At 67.6% G+C, this 19,667-nt stretch carries 19 protein-coding genes; 9 read left to right on the top strand and 10 right to left on the bottom strand.

The annotated features are described in order from the left end of the window. Nucleotides 1-8: 8 nt before the first annotated feature. Both M4D77_RS15280 and M4D77_RS15275 read right to left on the bottom strand, forming a co-directional pair. Entirely contained in the window at nucleotides 9-437 is a 429-nt protein-coding gene (locus M4D77_RS15280) for a CoA-binding protein (RefSeq protein WP_259936610.1), read from the bottom strand. A 28-nt stretch (nucleotides 438-465) separates the two neighbouring features. Continuing rightward, nucleotides 466-1,053: a TetR/AcrR family transcriptional regulator gene (locus M4D77_RS15275; RefSeq protein WP_259936609.1), complete on the bottom strand. Its 588-nt coding sequence runs from the start codon at nucleotides 1,051-1,053 to the stop codon at nucleotides 466-468. Nucleotides 1,054-1,169: 116 nt separating this feature from the next. Between M4D77_RS15275 and M4D77_RS15270 the strand changes: the two genes are divergently transcribed. Both M4D77_RS15270 and M4D77_RS15265 read left to right on the top strand, forming a co-directional pair. After that, nucleotides 1,170-2,303, top strand: coding sequence for a phosphotransferase family protein (locus M4D77_RS15270; RefSeq protein ID WP_259936608.1), 1,134 nt, complete (start codon nucleotides 1,170-1,172; stop codon nucleotides 2,301-2,303). 4 nt (nucleotides 2,304-2,307) lie between these two features. Beyond that, complete coding sequence (locus M4D77_RS15265; RefSeq protein ID WP_259936607.1) at nucleotides 2,308-3,453, top strand: hypothetical protein; 1,146 nt, start codon at nucleotides 2,308-2,310, stop codon at nucleotides 3,451-3,453. A 7-nt stretch (nucleotides 3,454-3,460) separates the two neighbouring features. On the opposite strand, the gene M4D77_RS15260 is transcribed toward M4D77_RS15265, so the two are convergent. The 4 genes from M4D77_RS15260 to M4D77_RS15245 all read right to left on the bottom strand — a co-directional run bounded on the left by M4D77_RS15260 (nucleotide 3,461) and on the right by M4D77_RS15245 (nucleotide 7,303). Continuing rightward, the gene (locus tag M4D77_RS15260; RefSeq protein WP_259936606.1) at nucleotides 3,461-4,129 is read right to left on the bottom strand and encodes a response regulator transcription factor; all 669 of its coding nucleotides are present in this window, start codon (nucleotides 4,127-4,129) and stop codon (nucleotides 3,461-3,463) included. After that, nucleotides 4,126-5,574 (bottom strand): ATP-binding protein, encoded by a 1,449-nt coding sequence (locus tag M4D77_RS15255; RefSeq protein ID WP_259936617.1) that lies wholly within the window; start codon nucleotides 5,572-5,574, stop codon nucleotides 4,126-4,128. The genes M4D77_RS15260 and M4D77_RS15255 overlap by 4 nt, the downstream gene beginning before the upstream one ends. Nucleotides 5,575-5,731: 157 nt before the next feature. Next, nucleotides 5,732-6,142, bottom strand: a complete 411-nt coding sequence (locus tag M4D77_RS15250; protein WP_259936605.1) for a hypothetical protein — start codon at nucleotides 6,140-6,142, stop codon at nucleotides 5,732-5,734. A 57-nt stretch (nucleotides 6,143-6,199) separates the two neighbouring features. Then, nucleotides 6,200-7,303, bottom strand: coding sequence for an alpha/beta hydrolase (locus M4D77_RS15245; RefSeq protein WP_259936616.1), 1,104 nt, complete (start codon nucleotides 7,301-7,303; stop codon nucleotides 6,200-6,202). A 151-nt stretch (nucleotides 7,304-7,454) separates the two neighbouring features. On the opposite strand from M4D77_RS15245, the gene M4D77_RS15240 reads away from it, so the two are divergent. After that, a complete protein-coding gene (locus tag M4D77_RS15240; protein WP_259936604.1) occupies nucleotides 7,455-8,024 on the top strand; it encodes a type 1 glutamine amidotransferase domain-containing protein in 570 nt (189 codons plus the stop codon). 17 nt (nucleotides 8,025-8,041) lie between these two features. Here the strand turns inward: M4D77_RS15240 and M4D77_RS15235 are convergent, their stop codons facing one another. Together M4D77_RS15235 and M4D77_RS15230 are read right to left on the bottom strand one after the other, a co-directional pair. Next, nucleotides 8,042-8,653, bottom strand: a complete 612-nt coding sequence (locus M4D77_RS15235; protein WP_259936603.1) for a maleylpyruvate isomerase N-terminal domain-containing protein — start codon at nucleotides 8,651-8,653, stop codon at nucleotides 8,042-8,044. Nucleotide 8,654: 1 nt separating this feature from the next. Further along, nucleotides 8,655-10,649, bottom strand: coding sequence for an OPT family oligopeptide transporter (locus M4D77_RS15230; protein ID WP_259936602.1), 1,995 nt, complete (start codon nucleotides 10,647-10,649; stop codon nucleotides 8,655-8,657). A gap of 145 nt (nucleotides 10,650-10,794) precedes the next feature. Between M4D77_RS15230 and M4D77_RS15225 the strand changes: the two genes are divergently transcribed. Continuing rightward, nucleotides 10,795-11,433: a TetR/AcrR family transcriptional regulator gene (locus M4D77_RS15225; protein ID WP_259936601.1), complete on the top strand. Its 639-nt coding sequence runs from the start codon at nucleotides 10,795-10,797 to the stop codon at nucleotides 11,431-11,433. Here M4D77_RS15225 and M4D77_RS15220 read toward each other — a convergent pair whose 3' ends face one another. Beyond that, entirely contained in the window at nucleotides 11,434-13,035 is a 1,602-nt protein-coding gene (locus M4D77_RS15220; RefSeq protein WP_259936600.1) for a GMC oxidoreductase, read from the bottom strand. A gap of 437 nt (nucleotides 13,036-13,472) precedes the next feature. Between M4D77_RS15220 and M4D77_RS15215 the strand changes: the two genes are divergently transcribed. Next, nucleotides 13,473-14,309 carry an SDR family oxidoreductase gene (locus tag M4D77_RS15215; protein ID WP_259936599.1) on the top strand — a complete coding sequence of 279 codons (837 nt, stop codon included), beginning with the start codon at nucleotides 13,473-13,475 and terminating at the stop codon, nucleotides 14,307-14,309. 31 nt (nucleotides 14,310-14,340) lie between these two features. Here M4D77_RS15215 and M4D77_RS15210 read toward each other — a convergent pair whose 3' ends face one another. Then, nucleotides 14,341-14,769 carry a DUF5313 domain-containing protein gene (locus tag M4D77_RS15210; RefSeq protein ID WP_396266590.1) on the bottom strand — a complete coding sequence of 143 codons (429 nt, stop codon included), beginning with the start codon at nucleotides 14,767-14,769 and terminating at the stop codon, nucleotides 14,341-14,343. A 55-nt stretch (nucleotides 14,770-14,824) separates the two neighbouring features. On the opposite strand from M4D77_RS15210, the gene M4D77_RS15205 reads away from it, so the two are divergent. The 4 genes from M4D77_RS15205 (at nucleotide 14,825) to M4D77_RS15190 (ending at nucleotide 19,495) form a co-directional block, all read left to right on the top strand. Further along, nucleotides 14,825-15,319 (top strand): MarR family winged helix-turn-helix transcriptional regulator, encoded by a 495-nt coding sequence (locus M4D77_RS15205; RefSeq protein WP_259936597.1) that lies wholly within the window; start codon nucleotides 14,825-14,827, stop codon nucleotides 15,317-15,319. 31 nt (nucleotides 15,320-15,350) lie between these two features. Further along, nucleotides 15,351-16,529: a CaiB/BaiF CoA-transferase family protein gene (locus tag M4D77_RS15200; protein ID WP_259936596.1), complete on the top strand. Its 1,179-nt coding sequence runs from the start codon at nucleotides 15,351-15,353 to the stop codon at nucleotides 16,527-16,529. A gap of 73 nt (nucleotides 16,530-16,602) precedes the next feature. Then, nucleotides 16,603-18,135 carry a catalase gene (locus tag M4D77_RS15195; RefSeq protein WP_259936595.1) on the top strand — a complete coding sequence of 511 codons (1,533 nt, stop codon included), beginning with the start codon at nucleotides 16,603-16,605 and terminating at the stop codon, nucleotides 18,133-18,135. A 79-nt stretch (nucleotides 18,136-18,214) separates the two neighbouring features. Continuing rightward, nucleotides 18,215-19,495, top strand: a complete 1,281-nt coding sequence (locus M4D77_RS15190; RefSeq protein WP_259936594.1) for a competence/damage-inducible protein A — start codon at nucleotides 18,215-18,217, stop codon at nucleotides 19,493-19,495. The last annotated feature ends 172 nt before the right edge of the window (nucleotides 19,496-19,667 follow it).

Raw genomic sequence — 19,667 nt, 5'->3', positions numbered from 1 at the left:
CGTCGGCGTCAGCCGGGGACGATACCGGTGCGGCGCTGCTCGATGATCAGGCAGCGGTCCTCGACGTACAGCAGACCCGCATCCTCGGCGATCGCCCGCGCCTCCGCCGAGATGATCCCGAGCTGCAGCCAGAGCGCGGTCGCGCCGGCCTCGACAGCCGCCCGCGCGACGTCGGCGCACTCGGGTCCCGGGCGGAACACGTTGACGAGGCCGACCTGTTCGGGGATGTCGGCGAGGGTTCGATACACCTTCTCCCCGACGATCTCGTCGGCCGCGGGATTCACCGGGATGATCCGCCAGCCACGGTCCTTCATGTACGCCGGCACCTCGTTGGCGGCCTTCGACGGATTGGCGCTGGCACCGACCACGGTGATCGCGTCGTACGTGGACAGGATCTGCTCGACGACCTCGTCGGTGTTCTTGCTCGGTGCAGTCATCTCACGAGTGTAGGTGGGTTCGGGTTTCTCATCGGAGAACTCCGTGCACGACGATCGCGGTGAGCTGATCAGCCCACGCGGTGTCGAATTCGCGGGCGTCCAGCAGCAGCGCGTGCAGCATCGCAGCCCCGCCGACTGCTTCGATGAGCCGGTCCGGGTCCACGTCGGAATGCACCTCGCCGCGATCGACCGCGATCACGAGGCGATCGCGCAAGGCGCCGAACACTTCCGCGAACCCGGCGTGCACACGTGCCGCCAGCTCGGGATCGGCGGCCATGTCCGAGATCAACCCGGGTAACGCCGCGCGGGTCACGGGGCTCGCGAAGAGGTCGCGGGCTGCGCCGACCATCGTGCGGATGTCGGCGCCCACCTCGCCGCTGGACGTCGGCAGCCGCATCATCCGGGAGAACGCGACGTCGTGCACCAGCTCCGCCTTACCCGCCCAGCGACGGTAGAGCGCGGTCTTCGTCGTCCCCGCGCGATCGGCGATCGCGGCCATCGTGAGTTTGCGGTATCCGACGTCGACGAGGAGTTCGGCGGCGGCGTCGAGCACCGCGGAGTCGATACGCAGGTCGCGCGGCCGCCCCGAGACCGCTTCTCCCGTCTCAGTACTCATCGCTTGCCCACTCTCAACCAGAGATTTCCCGAAGTCGCTGCGGACCGCCCGACCGTTCTGCTGTCATAACGCTACTCACCGTAGCGAATCTCTCGCTGTCGAACACAGGGGGTGCCATGGCCGCCGAACCCGCCGTCGAGCAGGTAGACCATCTGCAACGTTCGAGCCGGGACAACACCTCTGTCCCGGCCACGCTCGCGCGTTGGCTCACCGAGCAGGACGACACTCCCGACGACACCCCCGCCGTCACGGTCGCGGCGGGGGGCGACAGCAACGGCATGTCGTCGGAGACGATCCCCGTCTCGGTGTCGTGGCCCGGCGAGCCCACCCGGCACTGGGTGATGCGTATGGCGCCGTCGAACAACGACGTCCCAGTGTTCCGCTCTTACCGTATGGACCACCAGTACGAGACGATGCGCTTGATCGCCCGTCTCAGCGACGTCCCGGTCCCGGCCGTCCACCACCTCGAGCCGACCGGCTCGCTGCTGGGAGCCCCGTTCTTCCTCATGGATCGGTGCGAGGGCGAAGTCCCGCCCGATGTCATGCCGTACACGTTCGGCGACAACTGGTTCGGGGACGCCGCCGAGCACGATCGCCGGCGGGCCCAGGAGTCCGCGGTCGGCGTGATCGCCGACCTGCACTCGATCCCCGACGCGGCCCGGCATTTCGACTTCCTCGCCGATGACCTACCCGCCGGTGACACCCCACTCGCTCGTCTGCTCGCCTGGTTGCGGGACTGGTACGACTTCTCGGTCGAGGGGATCGGTCGCTCACCTCTCGTCGAGCGGGCGCTCGAGTGGCTCGCCGACAACTTCCCCGACGACGCCGCGAACGCCGAACCGGTGCTGTCCTGGGGCGATTCGCGCATCGGGAACATGATGTTCGTCGACTTCACCCCGACGGCCGTGCTCGACTGGGAGATGGCGCGCACCGGCCCCCGCGAACTGGACATCGCCTGGGTGATCTTCGCACACCGGGTCTTCCACGAGCTCGCGACGATGGCGGGCCTTCCCGGACTGCCGGACCTGCTCCGCGAGAACGACGTCCGCGACACCTACCGCGAACTCACCGGAATCGAGCTGGGCGACCTGCGCTGGTTCTACGTCCATGCCGCGGTCCAATGGTGCTGTGTCTTCATGCGGACCGGCGCCCGCCGCGTGCACTTCGGCGAACTGGAGCGTCCCGACGACGTCGACGGCACCCTGTTCTACCACCGACCACTGCTCGAACGACTTCTCGAGGAGGACTGACCACATGAGTCGACGCGGCCTGGGGCCGATGGACGAGTATCCCATTCACCAACTGCCGCAGCCGATCGCCTGGCCCGGCAACAGCGACCGCAACTTCTACGACCGCGCGTACCTCAACGCGCACGACCGCAGCGGCACCATCTTTCTCATCACCGGCATCGGTTACTACCCCAACCTGGGTGTCAAGGACGCGTTCGTGCTGATCCGGCGGCGGAACCCGGACGGCACCGACGCCCAGACCGCGGTGCACCTCAGCGACGCGATCGACGACAACCGGCTCGAGCAGACCGTCGGCAACTACTCACTGGCCGTCGACGACCCACTTCGCGCTCTGCACCTGACGCTCGCCGAGACCGAGGGCATCGCGCTCGATCTGCACTGGGAGGGCCTGTTCGACGCCCTTCTCGAACAGCCGCACGTGATGCGTCAGGGCACGAAGGTGACCCTCGACGCGCAGCGGTTCGCTCAGGTCGGTACGTGGCGAGGGTCGATCACCGTCGACGGCGAGGACATCGTCGTCGACCCGTCCGCCTGGATCGGCACCCGCGACCGTTCGTGGGGAATCCGGCCGGTCGGCGAGCCCGAACCGTCGGGGCGGCCGGCGGATCCACCGTTCGAGGGTATGTGGTGGCTGTATGTCCCGATGGCCTTCGACGACTTTCAGCTCGTCCTCATCATCCAGGAGGATCCCGACGGCTACCGCACACTCAACGACTGTTCGCGGGTCTGGAAGGACGGACGCGTCGAGCAACTGGGCTGGCCGAGCATCTCGGTGCATTATGCGCCGGGCACCCGCGTTCCCACCGGTGCAACGATTTCCACGACCGGGGCAGGAGGCTCGCCGGTCACCCTGGAGGTGGAGTCGCTGCTGCCCGTGCCCATTCACGTGGGCGGCGGCTACGGTGGTGACCCCGACTGGACCCACGGCGTCTGGCGCGGAACGGACTTCACCGAACGCCGCACCTACGACATGACCAGTGCCGAGGTCGTCGGCCGCATGCCGTTCGGCGTGATCGATCACGTCGGCCGCGCCGAATGCCGGGAGTCCGACGGCACCACCCGCGCCGGCTGGGGACTCTTCGAGCACGGGGCACTCGGCCGGCACGACCCCTCCGGGTTCGCCGACTGGCTCAGTGTCGCACCCGAGTGAAGATCGGCTAGTTCGAAGCGCGCAGCCGATAACCCATGCCGCGCACCGTCTCCAACCGGTGAGAACCGATCTTGTTCCGCAGGGCGCGAACATAGACGTCGACGACATTCGACGCCGGATCGAAATCGTAACCCCATACGTGACCGAGGATCTGCTCGCGTGACAACACCTGATCCGGATGCCGCAGAAACACTTCCAGCAACGCGAACTCGCGAGCGGTGAGGTCGAACGTCTCCGTCCCCACCCGTGCGCGCCTGGACTTCAGGTCCAGACGCAGGTCCCCGGCGGACAGCAGGTTCTCCGACGCGACCGCCGAATCGTCGACGAGCCGCAACCGGATGCGCGCCAGCAACTCGGCGAACTGGAAGGGCTTGGTCATGTAGTCGTTGGCCCCGCACTCGAGGCCGTTCACCGTGTCACTCACGCTGTCCCGGGCGGTGAGTACCACGACCGGCGTCGTGATCCCCTCGCCGCGCATGGAATACAGGACATCGAACCCGTCCATCGCCGGGAGACCGATATCGAGGACGACCATGTCGAAACCACCGCTGCGCACGGCCTCGAGCGCCGACAAGCCGTCGGACACGTGCTCGGTGCTGTACCCGGCCGCTCGCAGTCCGTTGCCGATGAACGAGGCGATCCTCGCATCGTCCTCGGCGATCAGAACCCGGCTCATCGCCGCTCTCCTTCTGCTGGTACCGACGACGCTGTGTCGACGTAGGTGGTGATGTCGGGAACCGGTACGTCGATGCCGAACGTGGCACCGTGCCCGGGAATGCTACGTACCCATGCGATTCCGTGATGGGCGTCGGCGATTGCTCGCACGATCGCCAGTCCCAGCCCGGCACCGGACGAGTGCTGCGGCGCCGACGCCGACTGCCCGCGCTGGAACCGCTCGAAGATCCGCGCCGCGTCCTCCTGCTCGATTCCCGGACCGTCGTCGGTGATCCAGATCGACAGGTGCCGCTGCGCTCCGACGCCGGCGAAGCGTGAGCCCAGCTGAATGACGGAACCGTCGCGGGTGTGCCTGACCGCGTTGGAGGCGTACTGCAGCATCGCCTGGGTGATCCGCTCGTGATCCACGTTGCACGGACCTTCGGCGACCTCCATCAGCAACCACTGACGATCACCGAGCGGCTGCACCTTGGACTCGATGTCCAGCATCAGCTGCGCCGCGTCGGTCGGCTTGGCCACCACGAAGTCGGGCTGCTCGGACTTCGCCAACATGAGCAGATCTCCGACGATGCGACCCATCCGACCCAGCTCGCTGTCCACGAGATCGAGGGTCTTGCGCCTCTCCTCCGGATCGTCGGGCAACAATTCGAGGTGGCCGCGCACGACCGTGATCGGGGTCCGCAGTTCGTGCCCGGCGTCGTCGACGAACTGCCGCTGCGTCGTGTAGGCATCCTCGATACGGTCCAGCATCGCGTTGAAGGTCTGGGCCAGCGCGGCCACGTCATCACGTCCGATGACCGGAACTCGTGCGGTGAGATCGTTCTCGCTGATCTCCGCGGCAACCATCCGCACGCTGCGGACCGGCGCCAGGATCCGGCCTGCGACCAGATACGCCACACCGGTGGTGACGATCATCCCGGCCAGGCCGACGATCGCCAGCACTCGCATCGTACGGTCGACCAGTTCCCTGCCCGGGTCGGTGTAGATGCCGACGATGAAGGTCCCCGGTTGCGACGCGCCCGACGCCGGGTCGGCCGAGCCGCCGCCGACAGGCGTCAGATCCACTTTGCCCCAGCGGATCTCGCCGTGCGCAGTCATCAACACCCCGGCCGCCCCGCTCTGGGCCCGCAGTTCGTCGAGGACGCGGCGCCCCTCGCCCGGGGCCGGCCAGGCGTTGCCCGGCAGTTCGAGGATCTCGGTGTCACCGACGACGCCGGCCATGACCTCGCCCTCACCGGCCGACTGCCGCGACAGGAACACTTCGAGCAGCCGCGACACCGAGGTGAACGGTTCCGTCGTCGTCGGGTCGACCCCCTCGGCCGCGAACGTCCGGAACTCGCTTGCCTCCTGGGCGACGTAGTTGTTCACGCGTGTGTCGACGTCGCGGAGCAACAGGTTGCGCGTCACCACGAACACCACCGCCAGCAACAGGAACGTGGTGAGCATGATCCAGGCAGTGATACGCCAACGCGCCGAGAGCGCGGGGCGCTGGCGCACACCCGCACTCTCGGCTGGATTCGGCCCGCTCGCTCCGCTCCCGGCGCCGGCTGGATTCGGCCCGCTCGCTCCGCTCCCGGCGCCGGTTGGATCCGTTGTCGCGTCGTCAGTCGTCCTGGCCGTCATCGATGTCATCGTCCCAGTCGTCGTTCTGGTCATCCCAGTCGTCCTTGTCGTCCCGGTCGTTGTCGTCCCAATCGTCACAGTCATCGTCACGATGAGCCGAGTTCGGGTCACACCAGTCGTCGTCATCGGAGCTCAGATTCGGTGGGACGGCCCGCTGCACCGGCGCGCCGGCCGGGATCTGGGGCACCGGGGCCGCCGGCGGCGGGGTCTGGGCCTGCGGCGACTGTGCCGGAGCAGTCTGTGCCTCCGGTGTCTGGGACGACACGTCCACGGATACGGCGTCGGAGGCCAGGTTCGGTTCGGGCGAGCGGATGAGGAAGAAGCTGGCGGTCACGACGGCAACCGCGAGCGCACCGAGGGCGATGGTGGCGAGTACTCGTGAGAAGTTCATGTCAACAACTCTGTCGGACGCCGGTGAGCCGTCCATGAGTCGAAGATGAAGGTTTTTTCATCTACGAACGGCGTGCACCGACGTCAGGAACTCGTCGATGCGTGGCCACGTCCGCTCCACCGCGGCAGACCCGGCGATCAATCCCAGATGGCTTGTCTCCACCGTGGTGAACTCGACGCGCGGCGCCCCGGAGAGCAGATCCACCCCGTGGTGGGCGGCGGCCCAGCTGACGATCGCGTCCCGGTGACTGCCGAACAGCGCCACCGGTACCGCGACCTCGCCGAGGTCGACGACCCGTCCGCCGAAGTCGAGCACCCCGTCGGCCAGTTCGCCGCGCATGATGAAGTTCTCCCACATCTGCTCGGACACCTTGCCCGGATAGCCGGGCATCGTCTCCTGAAACCGGTCGATGGCCTTCATCCGGGTCAGCGCGTCGGTGTCGTCGGCGTTGCGCAGGATGTAGCCCGGCTTCTTGAGTTCCCGCTGCCACGCCGTGCCCCGGTAGGCGAGGCGGACCAGCGGGGCCGGGATTCCGCCGAGCGCCCGCAGCGCCAGCCTCACCGGCGCGGTGCCGACCGGCTTCATCAGAGTCTTGACCAGCGGATAGGGCGGAACCTTGGAGTAGTCGAGAGGGGTCCCGACCGCGACGACCGACGCCACCGGCAGATCCGGGTTCGCAGCGGCGGTCAGCAGGCTGATGGTCCCTCCGATACTCCATGCGAGGAGATCGACCTCGGTGGCATCTCGTGCCACATCGGCGTCACTGTCATCGGCGCTGCCGTAGAAGTCCGCGACGGTCGCGGCGACGGCGCCGGGAACGATGTCGTCGAAGAAGTCGGCGAACCCGAGGTGTCGGTCGGCGCGGGTCATGTCGCCGAAGTCGAGCACGTACGGGACCCGGCCGGTCGACAGGAGGAACTGCACCACCGACAGGCCGTCGGCGAGGTCGTAACACGACGTGGACACCGCGAGCGGCGGGATCAGCAGCACCGGTCGCCGTCCAGTGCCCACGGCCGCGATCACCTCGTCGTCGGTGCCGTACCGCCGCAGCGTGCGGTGCGGTCCGTCGGCGATCACCGTGTGCGGCGTCTCGTGGGACTCGCCGATCTGTCCGCCGCGTGCCAGATGGACCAGCGTCGCGACGCCGTCGAAACCGCCCACCACTACCTCCCAGTCGTCGTCCGGGGACATTCAACACACTCCGCCCGGGTCACGCCCGGGCGGGGTGCGGCCGTTTGGTGCACGACACCCGCGGGTACCGGATCCGGCGAGGCGCCGATGCCGTAGTCGGCGCGTACAAGGAGGTACGGCCATGGCCGAAGAACTGAACGGCACCACGATCGCTTTCCTGGTCGCCTCGGAGGGCGCCGAGCAGATCGAACTCACCGAACCGTGGAAGTCCGTCGAAGCGTGTGGCGGCAAGCCCGTCCTGGTGTCCACCGAGTCCGGCACGGTGCAGGCGTTCAACCACCTCGACAAGGCCGACACCTTCCCCGTCGACACTGCCCTCGAAGACGCCCGGGTGATGGACTTCGACGCGCTGGTCCTGCCGGGCGGTGTCGCGAACCCGGATTTCCTGCGTACGTCGGAACCCGCGGTCCGCTTCGTGCGCGGCTTCTTCGACGCCGGCAAGCCGGTCGCGGCCATCTGCCACGCGCCCTGGACCCTGATCGAGGCCGACGTTGTCCGCGGCCGCACCCTCACGTCGTTCCCGAGTGTGCGCACCGATGTCATCAACGCCGGCGGCACCTGGGTCGACGAGGAGGTCGTGACGTGCCGCGACGGGGACAACGTGCTGATCACCAGCCGCAAGCCCGACGACCTCGCCGCCTTCAACGCCGCGATCGTCGCCGAGTTCGCGCGCACGAACGTCGCGAGCTGACCGCCCCGTTGGGAACGTCAGACGACTGACAACGGTGCGGATTCGCGACCGGTCAGGGTGAGCAACGCCTGCTCGCCCTGACCGGTGAGCAGAGCAGTGGCGGCCGCCGTCGACAGCGCTGACGCCAGCACTTCGGCCGGCAGCGGGAGATCGGAACCGATCGCCCGCGAGATGTCGAGACCGTGCACCGCGAGTTCGAAGGTCCGGGTGGGCAGATAGTCGGACAACATGATGCCACCGAACGGTGTCGTCAGGGGCCGATCGTCAGTTCCCGACAGGGCATCGACGGCCTGTGCCCGCCGCTCGCGGACGCCGGCGCGCGGGTCATCACCCAGTGCCAGCCCGGCGTCCACTCCTCGCTGCCGGACCGACGCGGGGTCGCCATAACCTCGGATCGACGCGAAATAAGTTGCTGTCGAGCCCAATTGGACATCACCACCGGGTTCGGCCAGGTAGGTGACGACCGTCGTCAGCGATCTGCTCGCGTGGCCGACCAGAGATCGCAGCGACCACTCGCCGAGACCCGGTCCGTCCCAGCGATCGTCGGCGATGAGTTCCACCAGCCGCGTCAGATGGTCGGCGCCGGCCGTGAAGTCGCTGATGGCGCCCGTCAGTGTTCCTTCTCCCATCTCACTCCTTCGGAGTACCGGCGGTCGTCGTCGACGTCCCGCTCGCGGTGGCGATCTTGCGGACACGATCGTAGAGAAGGGCGATGGTCGCGGCGAACACGATGACGCCGAGGATCTGCGCCCAGGTCCCGAATCCGTCGCCCACGATCGCCAGCGCCGAGTCGTCACCCGTGGCCGCCACGATCCCGGCGAAGACCACACCGAAGAGCGCCTCGCCGACGATGAGGCCGGTGGCGAGCAGGACACCCATCCGCTTCTTGTGTTCCACCGCGCCACCACTGCGTTCGGCCCACCGGTTGTAGAAGTGACCGATGAAGGCGCCGATCGGGATGACCAGGACGACCGACATCGGCAGGTACATGCCCATCCCGACCGCCAGCGGGGGCAGCCGGAAACGCCCTGCGCGACCGAGGAGTTCGTCGATCACGATCACCACGGCGCCGATCAGCGCACCGATTCCGACGAGTCCCCAGTTGAGGTCCGCTCCCAGGACGCCTTGCGCGAGGGTCGTCAGCAGCCCGGCCTGGGGTGCCGCAAGCGCGTCCTCGGTCGCACCGGGCGCGCCGACGAACCCGAAGGCCTCGTACATCAGCTGCAGGATCGGCGGGATCACGGCCGATCCGAACAGCACGCCGATGATCAGGGCCACCTGCTGTTTCCACGGTGTCGCCCCGACGAGCTGACCGGTCTTGAGGTCCTGCAGGTTGTCGTTGGAGATGGTCGCGACGCCGAAGACGACCGCGGCGGTGAACAGCGTGTAGGCGATGAGCGCGTCGGTCTGCGAGGCGTCCGCCGGCCCGAAGGTCAGCTTCACGAGCAGTGCGGCGATGAGAACCACCAGGATGCCCACGCCCGAGATGGGGCTGTTCGACGACCCGATCAGGCCCGCCATGTAGCCGCACACCGACGCGACGGCCAGTCCGATGACGAACACGAAGACGATGCTGACCACGATGATCCCGGTGGCACTACCCTCCAGAACCGTGTCGTGCACGAAATCCCACAACAGGATTCCGATCGGGATCAGCAGCACGAGGATGCTGCCGCCGACGATGTTGATCGGCATGTCCCGCTCGGTGATGTCGACCGTGACCCCCTCCCGGCGCGATCGCGAGGAGACCATGGCCGCCCGGATTCCGCGCACGATCGGCCCGATGACCTTGATCAGCGTCCAGACGGCCGCGATGGCGATCGCCCCGGCCCCGATGAGGCGCACGTCGTTGGCGAAGATCGAGCTGACGGCGTCGCCGAAATCCTCCCCCGCCGTGCGCCCCTGGGTCTCGATGGGGAGCAGTACGACATAGGAGATCACCACCCCGACGAGCATGGCGATGCCCACGGTGACCCCGACGAGATGGCCGATGCCGATCAGCGACATCGACAGCCCGGCACTGAACAATGTTCCGCCCGTGCCGATCCTGATCGTCGTCGAGATCGAATCGCTGAGGACCTGGAGTTTGGTGAGCAAGGCGAAACCGGCCGACGCGAGCGATCCGATGACGATCGTGCGCAGACCGGCCTTGTTCTCCGCGGCGCCGCCCGCGGAATCGCCGACCTTCAGCACCTCCGCTGCCGCAACGCCTTCCGGGTAGGGCAGGTCGGAGCCGGTGACCAGCGCGCGCCGCAGCGGGATCGAGTACATGACGCCGAGGATTCCGCCGATCGCGCAGACCGCCACCGTGATCCAGTACGGGAATCCCGTCCACCACCCGATGATGACCAGACCGGGAATGACGAAGATGATCGCCGACAGCGTGCCGGCGGCGGACGCGATGGTCTGGACGATGTTGTTCTCGACCACCGAGTGGTTGGCGAAGTACCGCAGGATGCTCATCGAGATGACGGCGGCCGGGATCGCGGTGGCGAACGTGAGGCCCACCTTGAGTCCGAGGTAGACGTTGGCGGCGGTGAAGACCAACGTGATGATGCCACCGAGGACGGCACCTCGGAGCGTCAGTTCTCGTAGATTCGCCGTGGCCGGAGGCGCACTCGCCATCTGGTCCTCCCAACAGTCGGGTCCTGCGACCGGTGGCCGGTCGGACGGTCGATCATCCGGGCATTCGTCGATCCACCTTAGGCCCGGGTGTCCACTCGCGCTGCGACTTCCCGTGCAGCCGGGGTCGGTAGGGCATCATCTACCCATGAGCGAAGGGAAGACGGAGCAGTCTGCCCGCACTCGTGCGCTGCTGATCGAGGCGGCCGAGAAACTGATCGCCCTGAACGGGGTCGCGGCCGTGTCCAGTCGCCAGATCAGCAAGGCAGCCGGTCAGGGCAACAACTATGCCGTCGGTCATCACTTCGGTTCCAAGGACGATCTCCTCCGCGCCACCCTGACCTCGCACAACGTCCCGATCGAGCGGCTACGCCAGAAGTGCCTGTCGGAGGTCGGCCCCGACCCCGGGGTCCGCGACTGGCTCCGCTGCCTCGTCGGGCCCGAGGTCGAGTACCTCGCACAGATCGGCGCGCCGAGCTACTTCGCCCGGTTCTTCGCCCAGGTGTCGAGTGACCCGTCCGCGACCGCCCTGCTCTACGAGGAGACCGCGCGATCGGAAGTCCTCGTGACGATCCTCGACCGGTTCTACGCCACCTTGCCGACCTTTCCCGACGACGTGCTCGAGGTGCGCAACAACCTGACGCGCCACACGATCGTGAACGCGCTCGCCGACATCGAGCGGGTCGCCGAGGCCGGCGGGACTCGAACTGCCCCGTGGCAGCACGAACGCGACCTCGTCGTCGACGCGCTGACCGGGATGTGGCTCGCGCCGGTCACCTCCCGGTGATCAGATGACCGTGCCGACATCGTGGGCGACGATCCGGTCGAGCGCGCGCTCGGCGACCGCCGCGATGGTCATCGACGGATTGCAGGCCGCGGTGGTGCCCGGCATGAGTGCGCCGTCGATGACGTAGAGCCCGGGCTGGTCGTGGACGCGTCCCTCGAGGTCGCACACCGCACCCATGTTGGCCCCGCCGAGCGCGTGCCAGGTCGAGGGGAACACCGCATTGGTGTCGGTCAGGATGGCGTCGGGTCCGGCGATCCGGCGTACGGTCCGGTCGATGTGCTTGGTCTGGATCTCCGAATCGCCCTCGTGTGGCCAGCGGACCACCGCTTCGGAGATCGCCGAGTCATAGGAGATGACGCCGCGGCCCGAGCTCACCCCGAAGCCGACCATCATCGTGGTGCCGGCGTACACGGGTAGCGGCGGCAGCGATGCCTGGATGACGGTGAACGCGCTCTTCGGATCACTCCAGTTGGGGCTGCCGAAGACCACCGGTCCGCCCTGTACCGACCCGAAGTCGATACTGGGGCTGGTCCAGGTGTAGATCCGGTCGGCGTTGGTGCCCCATCCGTGCCCCACTCCGTCGGGCAGGCCCGGCACGGTTCCGGTCGCGCGCGCCTTCACCAGCAGCTTGGTCGTGTTCACGCTGCCCGCCGACAGGATGAGCGTCCCAGCGATCAGTTCTTTGTGCTCCAACACTTTTCCGGACTCGTCGGTGCGTTCGATCTCGAGGGACCAGCGGCCGTCGGGTCGGCGGGCGACCTGCCGCACGGTGTGCAAAGTTCGGACTTGAACCCGCCCGGTCGCCTCGGCCTCGCGGATATAGGTGACGTCGACGCTGTGCTTGCCACCGTTGTTCACGCCGATGGCGCCGTCGCCGTTGGTGTAGGCGGGCTTCATCTCGCCACGCAGTTCGGCCGCGGCATACCCCCAGTCGATCGGCATCGGGATCTTCTGTAGCGGAAGCCCCTCGGCCCGAACCCGTTTCGCGAACTGTCGCGGTGCCAGGTATTGCGGGGAACGCACCACCGCGTCGGGCGCCACCGCGACCTTCAGCATCCGCGCGACCCGCGGGTAGTGCACGCGGTTCATCAGTTGCCAGTCGAGTGCGTTCGGGAAGTGCGCGTTGAACACCGCCTCGCTCGGTTGCAGTGTCATGCCCTGGTAGACCAGGGAACCACCGCCGAGGCCGGCCGGGCAGAGTGCGGTCATGTTGACGCCGGCGACCGACTCGAACAGTCCCACATAGGGTTCGACGCTCAGCGGTTTGCCGAACAGGTTCGGGGTCGACTCGTGCCACAGCATCCGCTTGTCCGGACTCGACGCACGCGGGAAGGTCTCCGAGTTCGGACCCGTCGGCCACCGCCGGCCCCGCTCGAGCAACAGGACCGGCACGCCTGCCTGCGCGAGTCGGAGGGCCGCGACGCCACCGCCGAATCCCGAGCCGACGATCACCACCCGATGCTCTTCGTGTGTCCGCCGGATGCGTCGCGACGGATCGCCCGAGGCCGGTCCGGCTGCGGTGACGGCCGCGGCCGCCGAACCCGCCGCGGTCATCGCCGCCGCTCGCAGGAAGGTACGTCTCGTCGGTGATACCCCGGTCATGGTTCTCCTGTCGTTCGGCGCGCGAGATGGCGCCGGGCGCTTGGCGATTCGGCAGCTCGAGAGACGGTGGAGAACTTGGTCGCGGGTCGAGGACTCCGCGCGGGACGGACCGGGGGCGTGGCCGTCGCGACACAGGATTTGCCATGGACGACCCGTGTGTCAAGGGCCACTTCGGTGACCAGTGGTGATCGGGGACATTGCCGATGCAACCCTTGACAAGCCCTTCAGTCATGTGACTGAATCGTCGCGGGCGTGGGTAGGGCCGCGATCGGTGTACGGCCGATGCGCGGGCGTGAGTGCGGCGCGCCGCGCTCACGTGGACCTGGTCGGGATCGTGGCCGAGTGCCGAAGAACGAAGAGAGGACGGGGAGTTCACCGAGCAGGCGGCAACGGAACGCTAGGATGACGCGACCATTTGTCGCGGGGCGGGGAGTTGCATGTCTGATCATCTGCAGGGCAAGACCATCATCATCACCGGTGCCGGAGGCGGTTTCGGCAAGGAGATCGCGGAGATGTGCGCGGCGCAGGGCGCTCACATCGTCGGTGTGGACATCGACGCCGACGGGCTCACCGCGGTCGTCGACGGCATCACCGCCACCGGCGGATCGGCTGTCGCACATGTCGCCGACGTCACCGACATGAACCAGATGAAGGGTGCCGCGGCGTCGGCCGTCGACCGGTTCGGCGCGATCGACGTGATCGTCAACAACGCCGGGGTGATGCCGCTGGCGTTCTTCGCCGACCACGAGCGGGCCTGGGAGAAGTGGCACCGGGCGATCGACATCAACATCAAGGGCGTCGTGAACGGCATCTCGGCGGTGTACGACCAGATGATCGCGCAGGGCCGGGGTCAGGTGGTCAACATCGCGTCGATCTACGGCAACGGCGGCTTCGAGGGCTCGGGTGTCTACAGCGCGACCAAGGCCGCGGTGACGATGCTGTCGGACTCGTTACGCATCGAGGCCAAGGGCAAGATCAAGGTGACGACGGTGAAACCGACCGGCGTGGCGGGCACCAACCTGGCGAGCTGGATCGTCAACGACCGCGCGATCCGCGGGATCGTCGGGCAACGTGCGGCGTCGTACCGCGAGCACATCACGGAGCTGATGCAGGGCACGCTGCCCGACGAACTCGTCGATGTCGACTCGGTGAAGTACTGGCTCATCACCCCGGCGGATCTCGCCCGGGCGGTCCTTCATGTCATCGATCAGCCGTGGGGGATCAGCCTGTCCGACGTGACGGTCAGGGCCAGCGGCGAGGACTACCTGTACTGAGAACTGCGTACCGGGCGAGAGTGGTACCGGTCTAGCCGGGCCGGCCCGGCCGTCGGCGCTCACCGCGGTACTTGCGGTGGTACTCGTCGTAGAGGTCCGAGTTCTTCTCGCGCTCGAGCTTGTTGATCAGATCGGGATCGAGACCGTGCTGGACGAGCCGGTGGCGTCGGTAGACGCGGTTCAACGCGATCGAGAAGAAGAGGTAGGCCAGCAGGATCGGCATCGTCATCGTGATCCGGACGCCCCAATCGGCCGGGACGAACAGCATCGGGGTCAGCACGATGATGCACGGCACCGCCCAGCGGACCACCATGCGTACCGACGCACCCGGGCCGGCCAGGTCGTTGGTCACCCAGCCGAGCATCGACTTCGGCAGACGGGCCCCATAGGCGTACTTCACGTACTCCCAGGCATTCGGCTTGGTGCGCTGTACGGAGGTCACCTGTCGATCGTGCACCACGTGCGCGAGTTGTCCCACGTCGCCTCCCCCACCTCGGCTGGGTAACCTGACCGGCATGGGTTCGGAGATGACCGCGTCGGCCGGCGACCCCACCGGCCGGGATTCGATCAGCGGCCTCGAGGCCGAACTCACCGATTTCTGGCGACGTGGCCGGGTGCGCACCCGATTGCGTGCCCGCGCCATCGACCCGCGACTGGACCCGTCGTGCTACCCGCTGATCACCGTGCTGGCCCGGCACAATTCGATGCCCATGTCGGATCTGGTCACCGCCGTCGGCATGGAGAAGTCGACCGTGACGCGTCAGATCGACGCGATCGTGCGGCTCGGGCTCGCCGAGCGCCATCCGGACCCGCGCGATGCCCGCGCCCGCGTGGTCACCCTCACGGATCACGGTCGCGAACGCATCGACGCCGTGCTCGCCTCGGCGGTCGCCGATTGGCGTGCACGGCTGGCCCAGTGGGACCCCGACGACATCCGGACGCTCACGTACCTGCTGCACCGTCTCACCGAGGCCACCAACGACCCGGAGGCCGGCGAGGGTGCTCGTTGACGGGCGTGGCACCGTCGGCGATCCTTGGCCGGTGACTCAGGACGAAGGACTACTGCCCCTCGAGGGCATCACCGTGGTGGCGCTCGAGCAGGCCGTCGCCGCACCGCTGGCCACCCGACACCTCGCCGACCTCGGCGCGCGGATCATCAAGGTGGAACGGGTCGGTGACGGTGACTTCGCGAGGCACTACGACGCGGCGGTGCGCGGCGAAGTCGGTTCTCACTTCGTGTGGCTCAACCGCGGCAAGGAGTCGGTCGCACTCGACCTCAAGACCGAGAGCGGTCGCGACGCCCTCCGAACCCTGATCGCGGGGGCCGACGTCTTCGTCCAGAACCTCGCCCCCGGCGCGGCCGCCCGGCTCGGACTGGCCGCCGACGATCTGCGGGAGGACCACCCGGAACTCGTGGTCGTCGACATGTCCGGGTACGGCGACGCCGGCCCGTATCGCGACCGCAAGGCCTACGACATGCTGGTCCAGGCCGAGGCCGGACTGATCTCGGTGACCGGGACGCCCGACGAGATGTCGAAGACGGGCATCCCGACCTCGGACATCGCAGCCGGTATGTACGCACTGACCTCCGTACTGTCGGCGCTGTTCCGACGCGCCACCACCGGAGTAGGCGCGCGGGTCTCCGTGGCGATGTTCGACGCCACGGTCGAATGGATGGGCCACCCGATGTACATGCGCCTGTACGGCGGCCGACAGATCGCCCGCGCCGGGCTCGGACATGCGGCCATCGTGCCCTACGACAAGTACCCGACCGCCGACGGCGACATCCTCATCGGGGTCCAGAACGACCGCGGCTGGGACACGCTCACCCGCGTGGCCCTCGACCGCCCGGATCTGGCCGACGACCCCCGCTATCGCACCAACATCGAGCGGGTCTCCCGGCGAGCCGAGGTCGACGCCGCGATCGGCGCGGAGACCAAACGCTTCACCACCGATGAGCTCGACCGTCGCCTCGCCGACGCGGGCATTCCCGCCGCCGAGATCCGAGACCTCGAAGGCGTCGTCGCGCATCCGCAGCTGAGTGAGCGCGACCGCTGGCGAGAGGTGGACACCGAGGTCGGCCCGGTACGAGCGCTCCTGCCGCCGCTGACGTTCGACGACGTCGAACTCGCGATGGGCCCGGTGCCGGCGCTCGGGCAGCACACCGAGGCGGTGCTGCGGGAATTCGGGATCGGCGTCCCGCCGACGTCGTCAGCGTAGGATCGGCGCAACGGACCTGCAGCCCTCGGGTCCCGTTGTTCATGCACGGATACGACGACCTCTCGGAGGCGATATGTCCGACGATCCTCTGTTCACCACCCGGGATTCGGGAGCACCCGCCGGGAGTGACGAACACTCCCTGACGGTCGGCGCCGGCGGCCCGATCGTCCTGCACGATCACTACCTGATCGAGCAGATGGCCCAGTTCAATCGCGAGCGCATCCCCGAGCGCCAGCCGCATGCCAAGGGCAGTGGCGCATTCGGCACATTCGAGACGACACAGGATGTCTCGGCCTACACCTGCGCCGCACTGTTCCAGCCGGGCGTGAAAACCGAGATGGTGGCCCGATTCTCGACCGTCGCGGGCGAGCGCGGCAGCCCCGATACCTGGCGCGACCCGCGCGGTTTCGCGCTCAAGTTCTACACCGAAGAAGGCATCTACGACATGGTCGGCAACAACACGCCGGTCTTCTTCGTCAAGGACCCGATGAAGTTCCAGCACTTCATCCGTTCGCAGAAACGCCGCCAGGACAACAACCTTCGCGACCACGACATGCAGTGGGACTTCTGGACGCTCTCGCCGGAGTCGGCGCACCAGGTCACCTGGCTGATGGGCGACCGCGGAATCCCGAAAACCTGGCGCCACATGAACGGGTACAGCTCGCACACCTACCTGTGGGTCAATGCCGAAGGTGTCAAGCACTGGGTCAAGTACCATTTCAAGACCGACCAGGGCGTCGAGAACCTCACCCAGCACGAGGCCGACCAGATGGCTTCTGCGGACACCGATTTCCACACCCGCGACCTGTTCGAGAACATCGCGGCGGGCAACCATCCCAGCTGGACGCTCAAGGTGCAGCTGATGCCGTTCGACGATGCGGTCAGCTACCGCTTCAACCCGTTCGATCTCACCAAGGTGTGGCCGCACAGCGACTATCCGCTGATCGAGGTCGGCACGATGACCCTGCACACCAATCCGGTCGATCACCACACGCAGATCGAGCAGGCCGCGTTCGAGCCGAACAACGTCGTGCCGGGTATCGGATTCAGCCCCGACCGCATGCTGCTCGCGCGCGTGTTCTCCTATGCCGACGCCCATCGCCACCGGATCGGCGGCAACTACAAGCAGATCCCGGTGAACGCGCCGAAGAACGAAGTGCATTCGTACTCGAAGGACGGGGCGATGCGCATCCACAACGTCCCCGACCCGGTCTACGCACCCAACTCCAAGGGCGGCCCGTCGGCGCTGTATCCCGGCCAGGGCGAACCGCAGTGGGCGGCGAACGGGGAGATCCTGCGCAGCGCATATGTCGACCATCCCGAGGACGACGACTGGGGTCAGGCGGGGACGATGGTCCGGGAGGTCTTCGACGACGAGCAGCGTGAACGCTTCGTGGACAACGTCGTCGGGCATCTCCTCAACGGCGTCTCCGAACCGATCCTCCAGCGGGCGTTCGAATACTGGCATCGCGTCGACCCCGACATCGGTGCGCGGATCAAGTCCGGGGTGACCGAGAAGCAGGACGAGTCCGACCCCAAGAAGGACGATCAGGCCAACCCGGCCCGCTCGTCGATGCAGGAGAAGGCGAAGGCCGAGAAGGCCTGATCCCCTTTTCTCGCCGAACCCGTGGAACGCGCCCTCTGGTGAGGGCGCGTTCTGCGTCGGTACCACTAGGCTCGACGGCGTGAGTGTGCGCGCAGGCATCGTGGTCACCGGAACCGAAGTCCTGACCGGCCGGATCGCCGACCAGAACGGGCCCTGGGTGTCGGAGGAACTCCTCGAACTCGGGGTGGACGTCGCCCACATCACGATCTGCGGCGACCGGCACGCCGACCTCACCGCGCAGTTGCGCTTCCTCGCCGAGCACCAGGTTGATCTGATCGTCACCAGCGGCGGGCTCGGCCCCACCGCCGACGACCTCACCGTCGCCACCGTCGCAGAGTTCTGCGGCCGCGAACTGCTCCTCGATCCCGGACTCGAGGAGCACATCGCCGCGATCATCCAGCGTTGGCGCGGGATCGGATTCGACGTCGAGTCCGGTCCGACGAGGGCGGGTATCCGCAAGCAGGCCCTGGTGCCGGTCGGGGCGGTCCCGGTACCACCGACCGGCACCGCACCGGGTGTCGTGATCCCCGCTGCCGCCGGCGTGCCGACGATCGTCGTCCTGCCCGGCCCGCCCTCGGAGCTCCAGGCGATGTGGCCGACCGCGATCGCCACGGCTGCCGTCGCCGACGTCCTGTCCCGCGCCGACGACCTCCGTCAGGCGACCATCCGCGCCTACGGTCTCCTCGAAGCGGAGCTCGCCGAGACGCTGCGAACGGCGGAGACCGCGATCCCCGCCTTCGGGCAACTCGAGATCACCACCTGCCTGCGACGAGGCGAACTCGACATGGTGACCCGGTTCGCGGCCGCCGACGTGAAGGTCTACGACGCCCTACTCGACCTCCTCGTCGAACATCATGGGCGACAGATCTTCTCGACCGACGGTTCCACGATCGACGATCTGCTGGTCGCAGCGTTGGACGGGAGGCTGATCGCGACCGCCGAATCGTGCACCGGCGGACTCGTCGCGGCGCGGCTCACCGACCGGCCCGGCTCGTCGGCCTATGTGATGGGCGGCGTGGTCTCTTATTCCAACGACGCCAAGTCGGATCTGCTCGACGTCCCGGCCGAGCTCATCGCCACGCACGGAGCCGTCAGCGAGGAGGTCGCCGCCGCGATGGCCGAAGGCGCGCTCGCACGGTTCGGTACCGACGTCGCGGTGTCGACCACCGGAGTGGCCGGCCCGGGTGGCGGCACAGAGACGAAACCCGTCGGCACCGTGTGCTTCGGTGTGGCTCTTCGAGACCGGCCCACGGTGACCGTGACCCGCAAGTTCCCCGGTGACCGCGAGCGTGTCCGGTCGCTGACCACCACTGCCGCACTGCATCTCGTCGTGCGAGCGCTGACCTCGGGCACTTCCTGACGCTCCATTGCTCCCTGAGGAGCGCAAGCGACGAGCCCTTCTACTGCTCCCTGAGGAGCGAGCTTGCGAGCGACGAGCCCTTCTACTGCTCCCTGAGGAGCGAGCTTGCGAGCGACGAGCCCTTCTACTGCTCCCTGAGGAGCGAGCTTGCGAGCGTCACGAAGGGTCTTGG

The organism is Gordonia sp. p3-SID1431, assembly GCF_025143765.1.
Taxonomy (GTDB): Bacteria; Actinomycetota; Actinomycetes; order Mycobacteriales; family Mycobacteriaceae; genus Gordonia; species Gordonia hongkongensis.
This window is presented reverse-complemented; position numbering and strand designations above follow the sequence as displayed.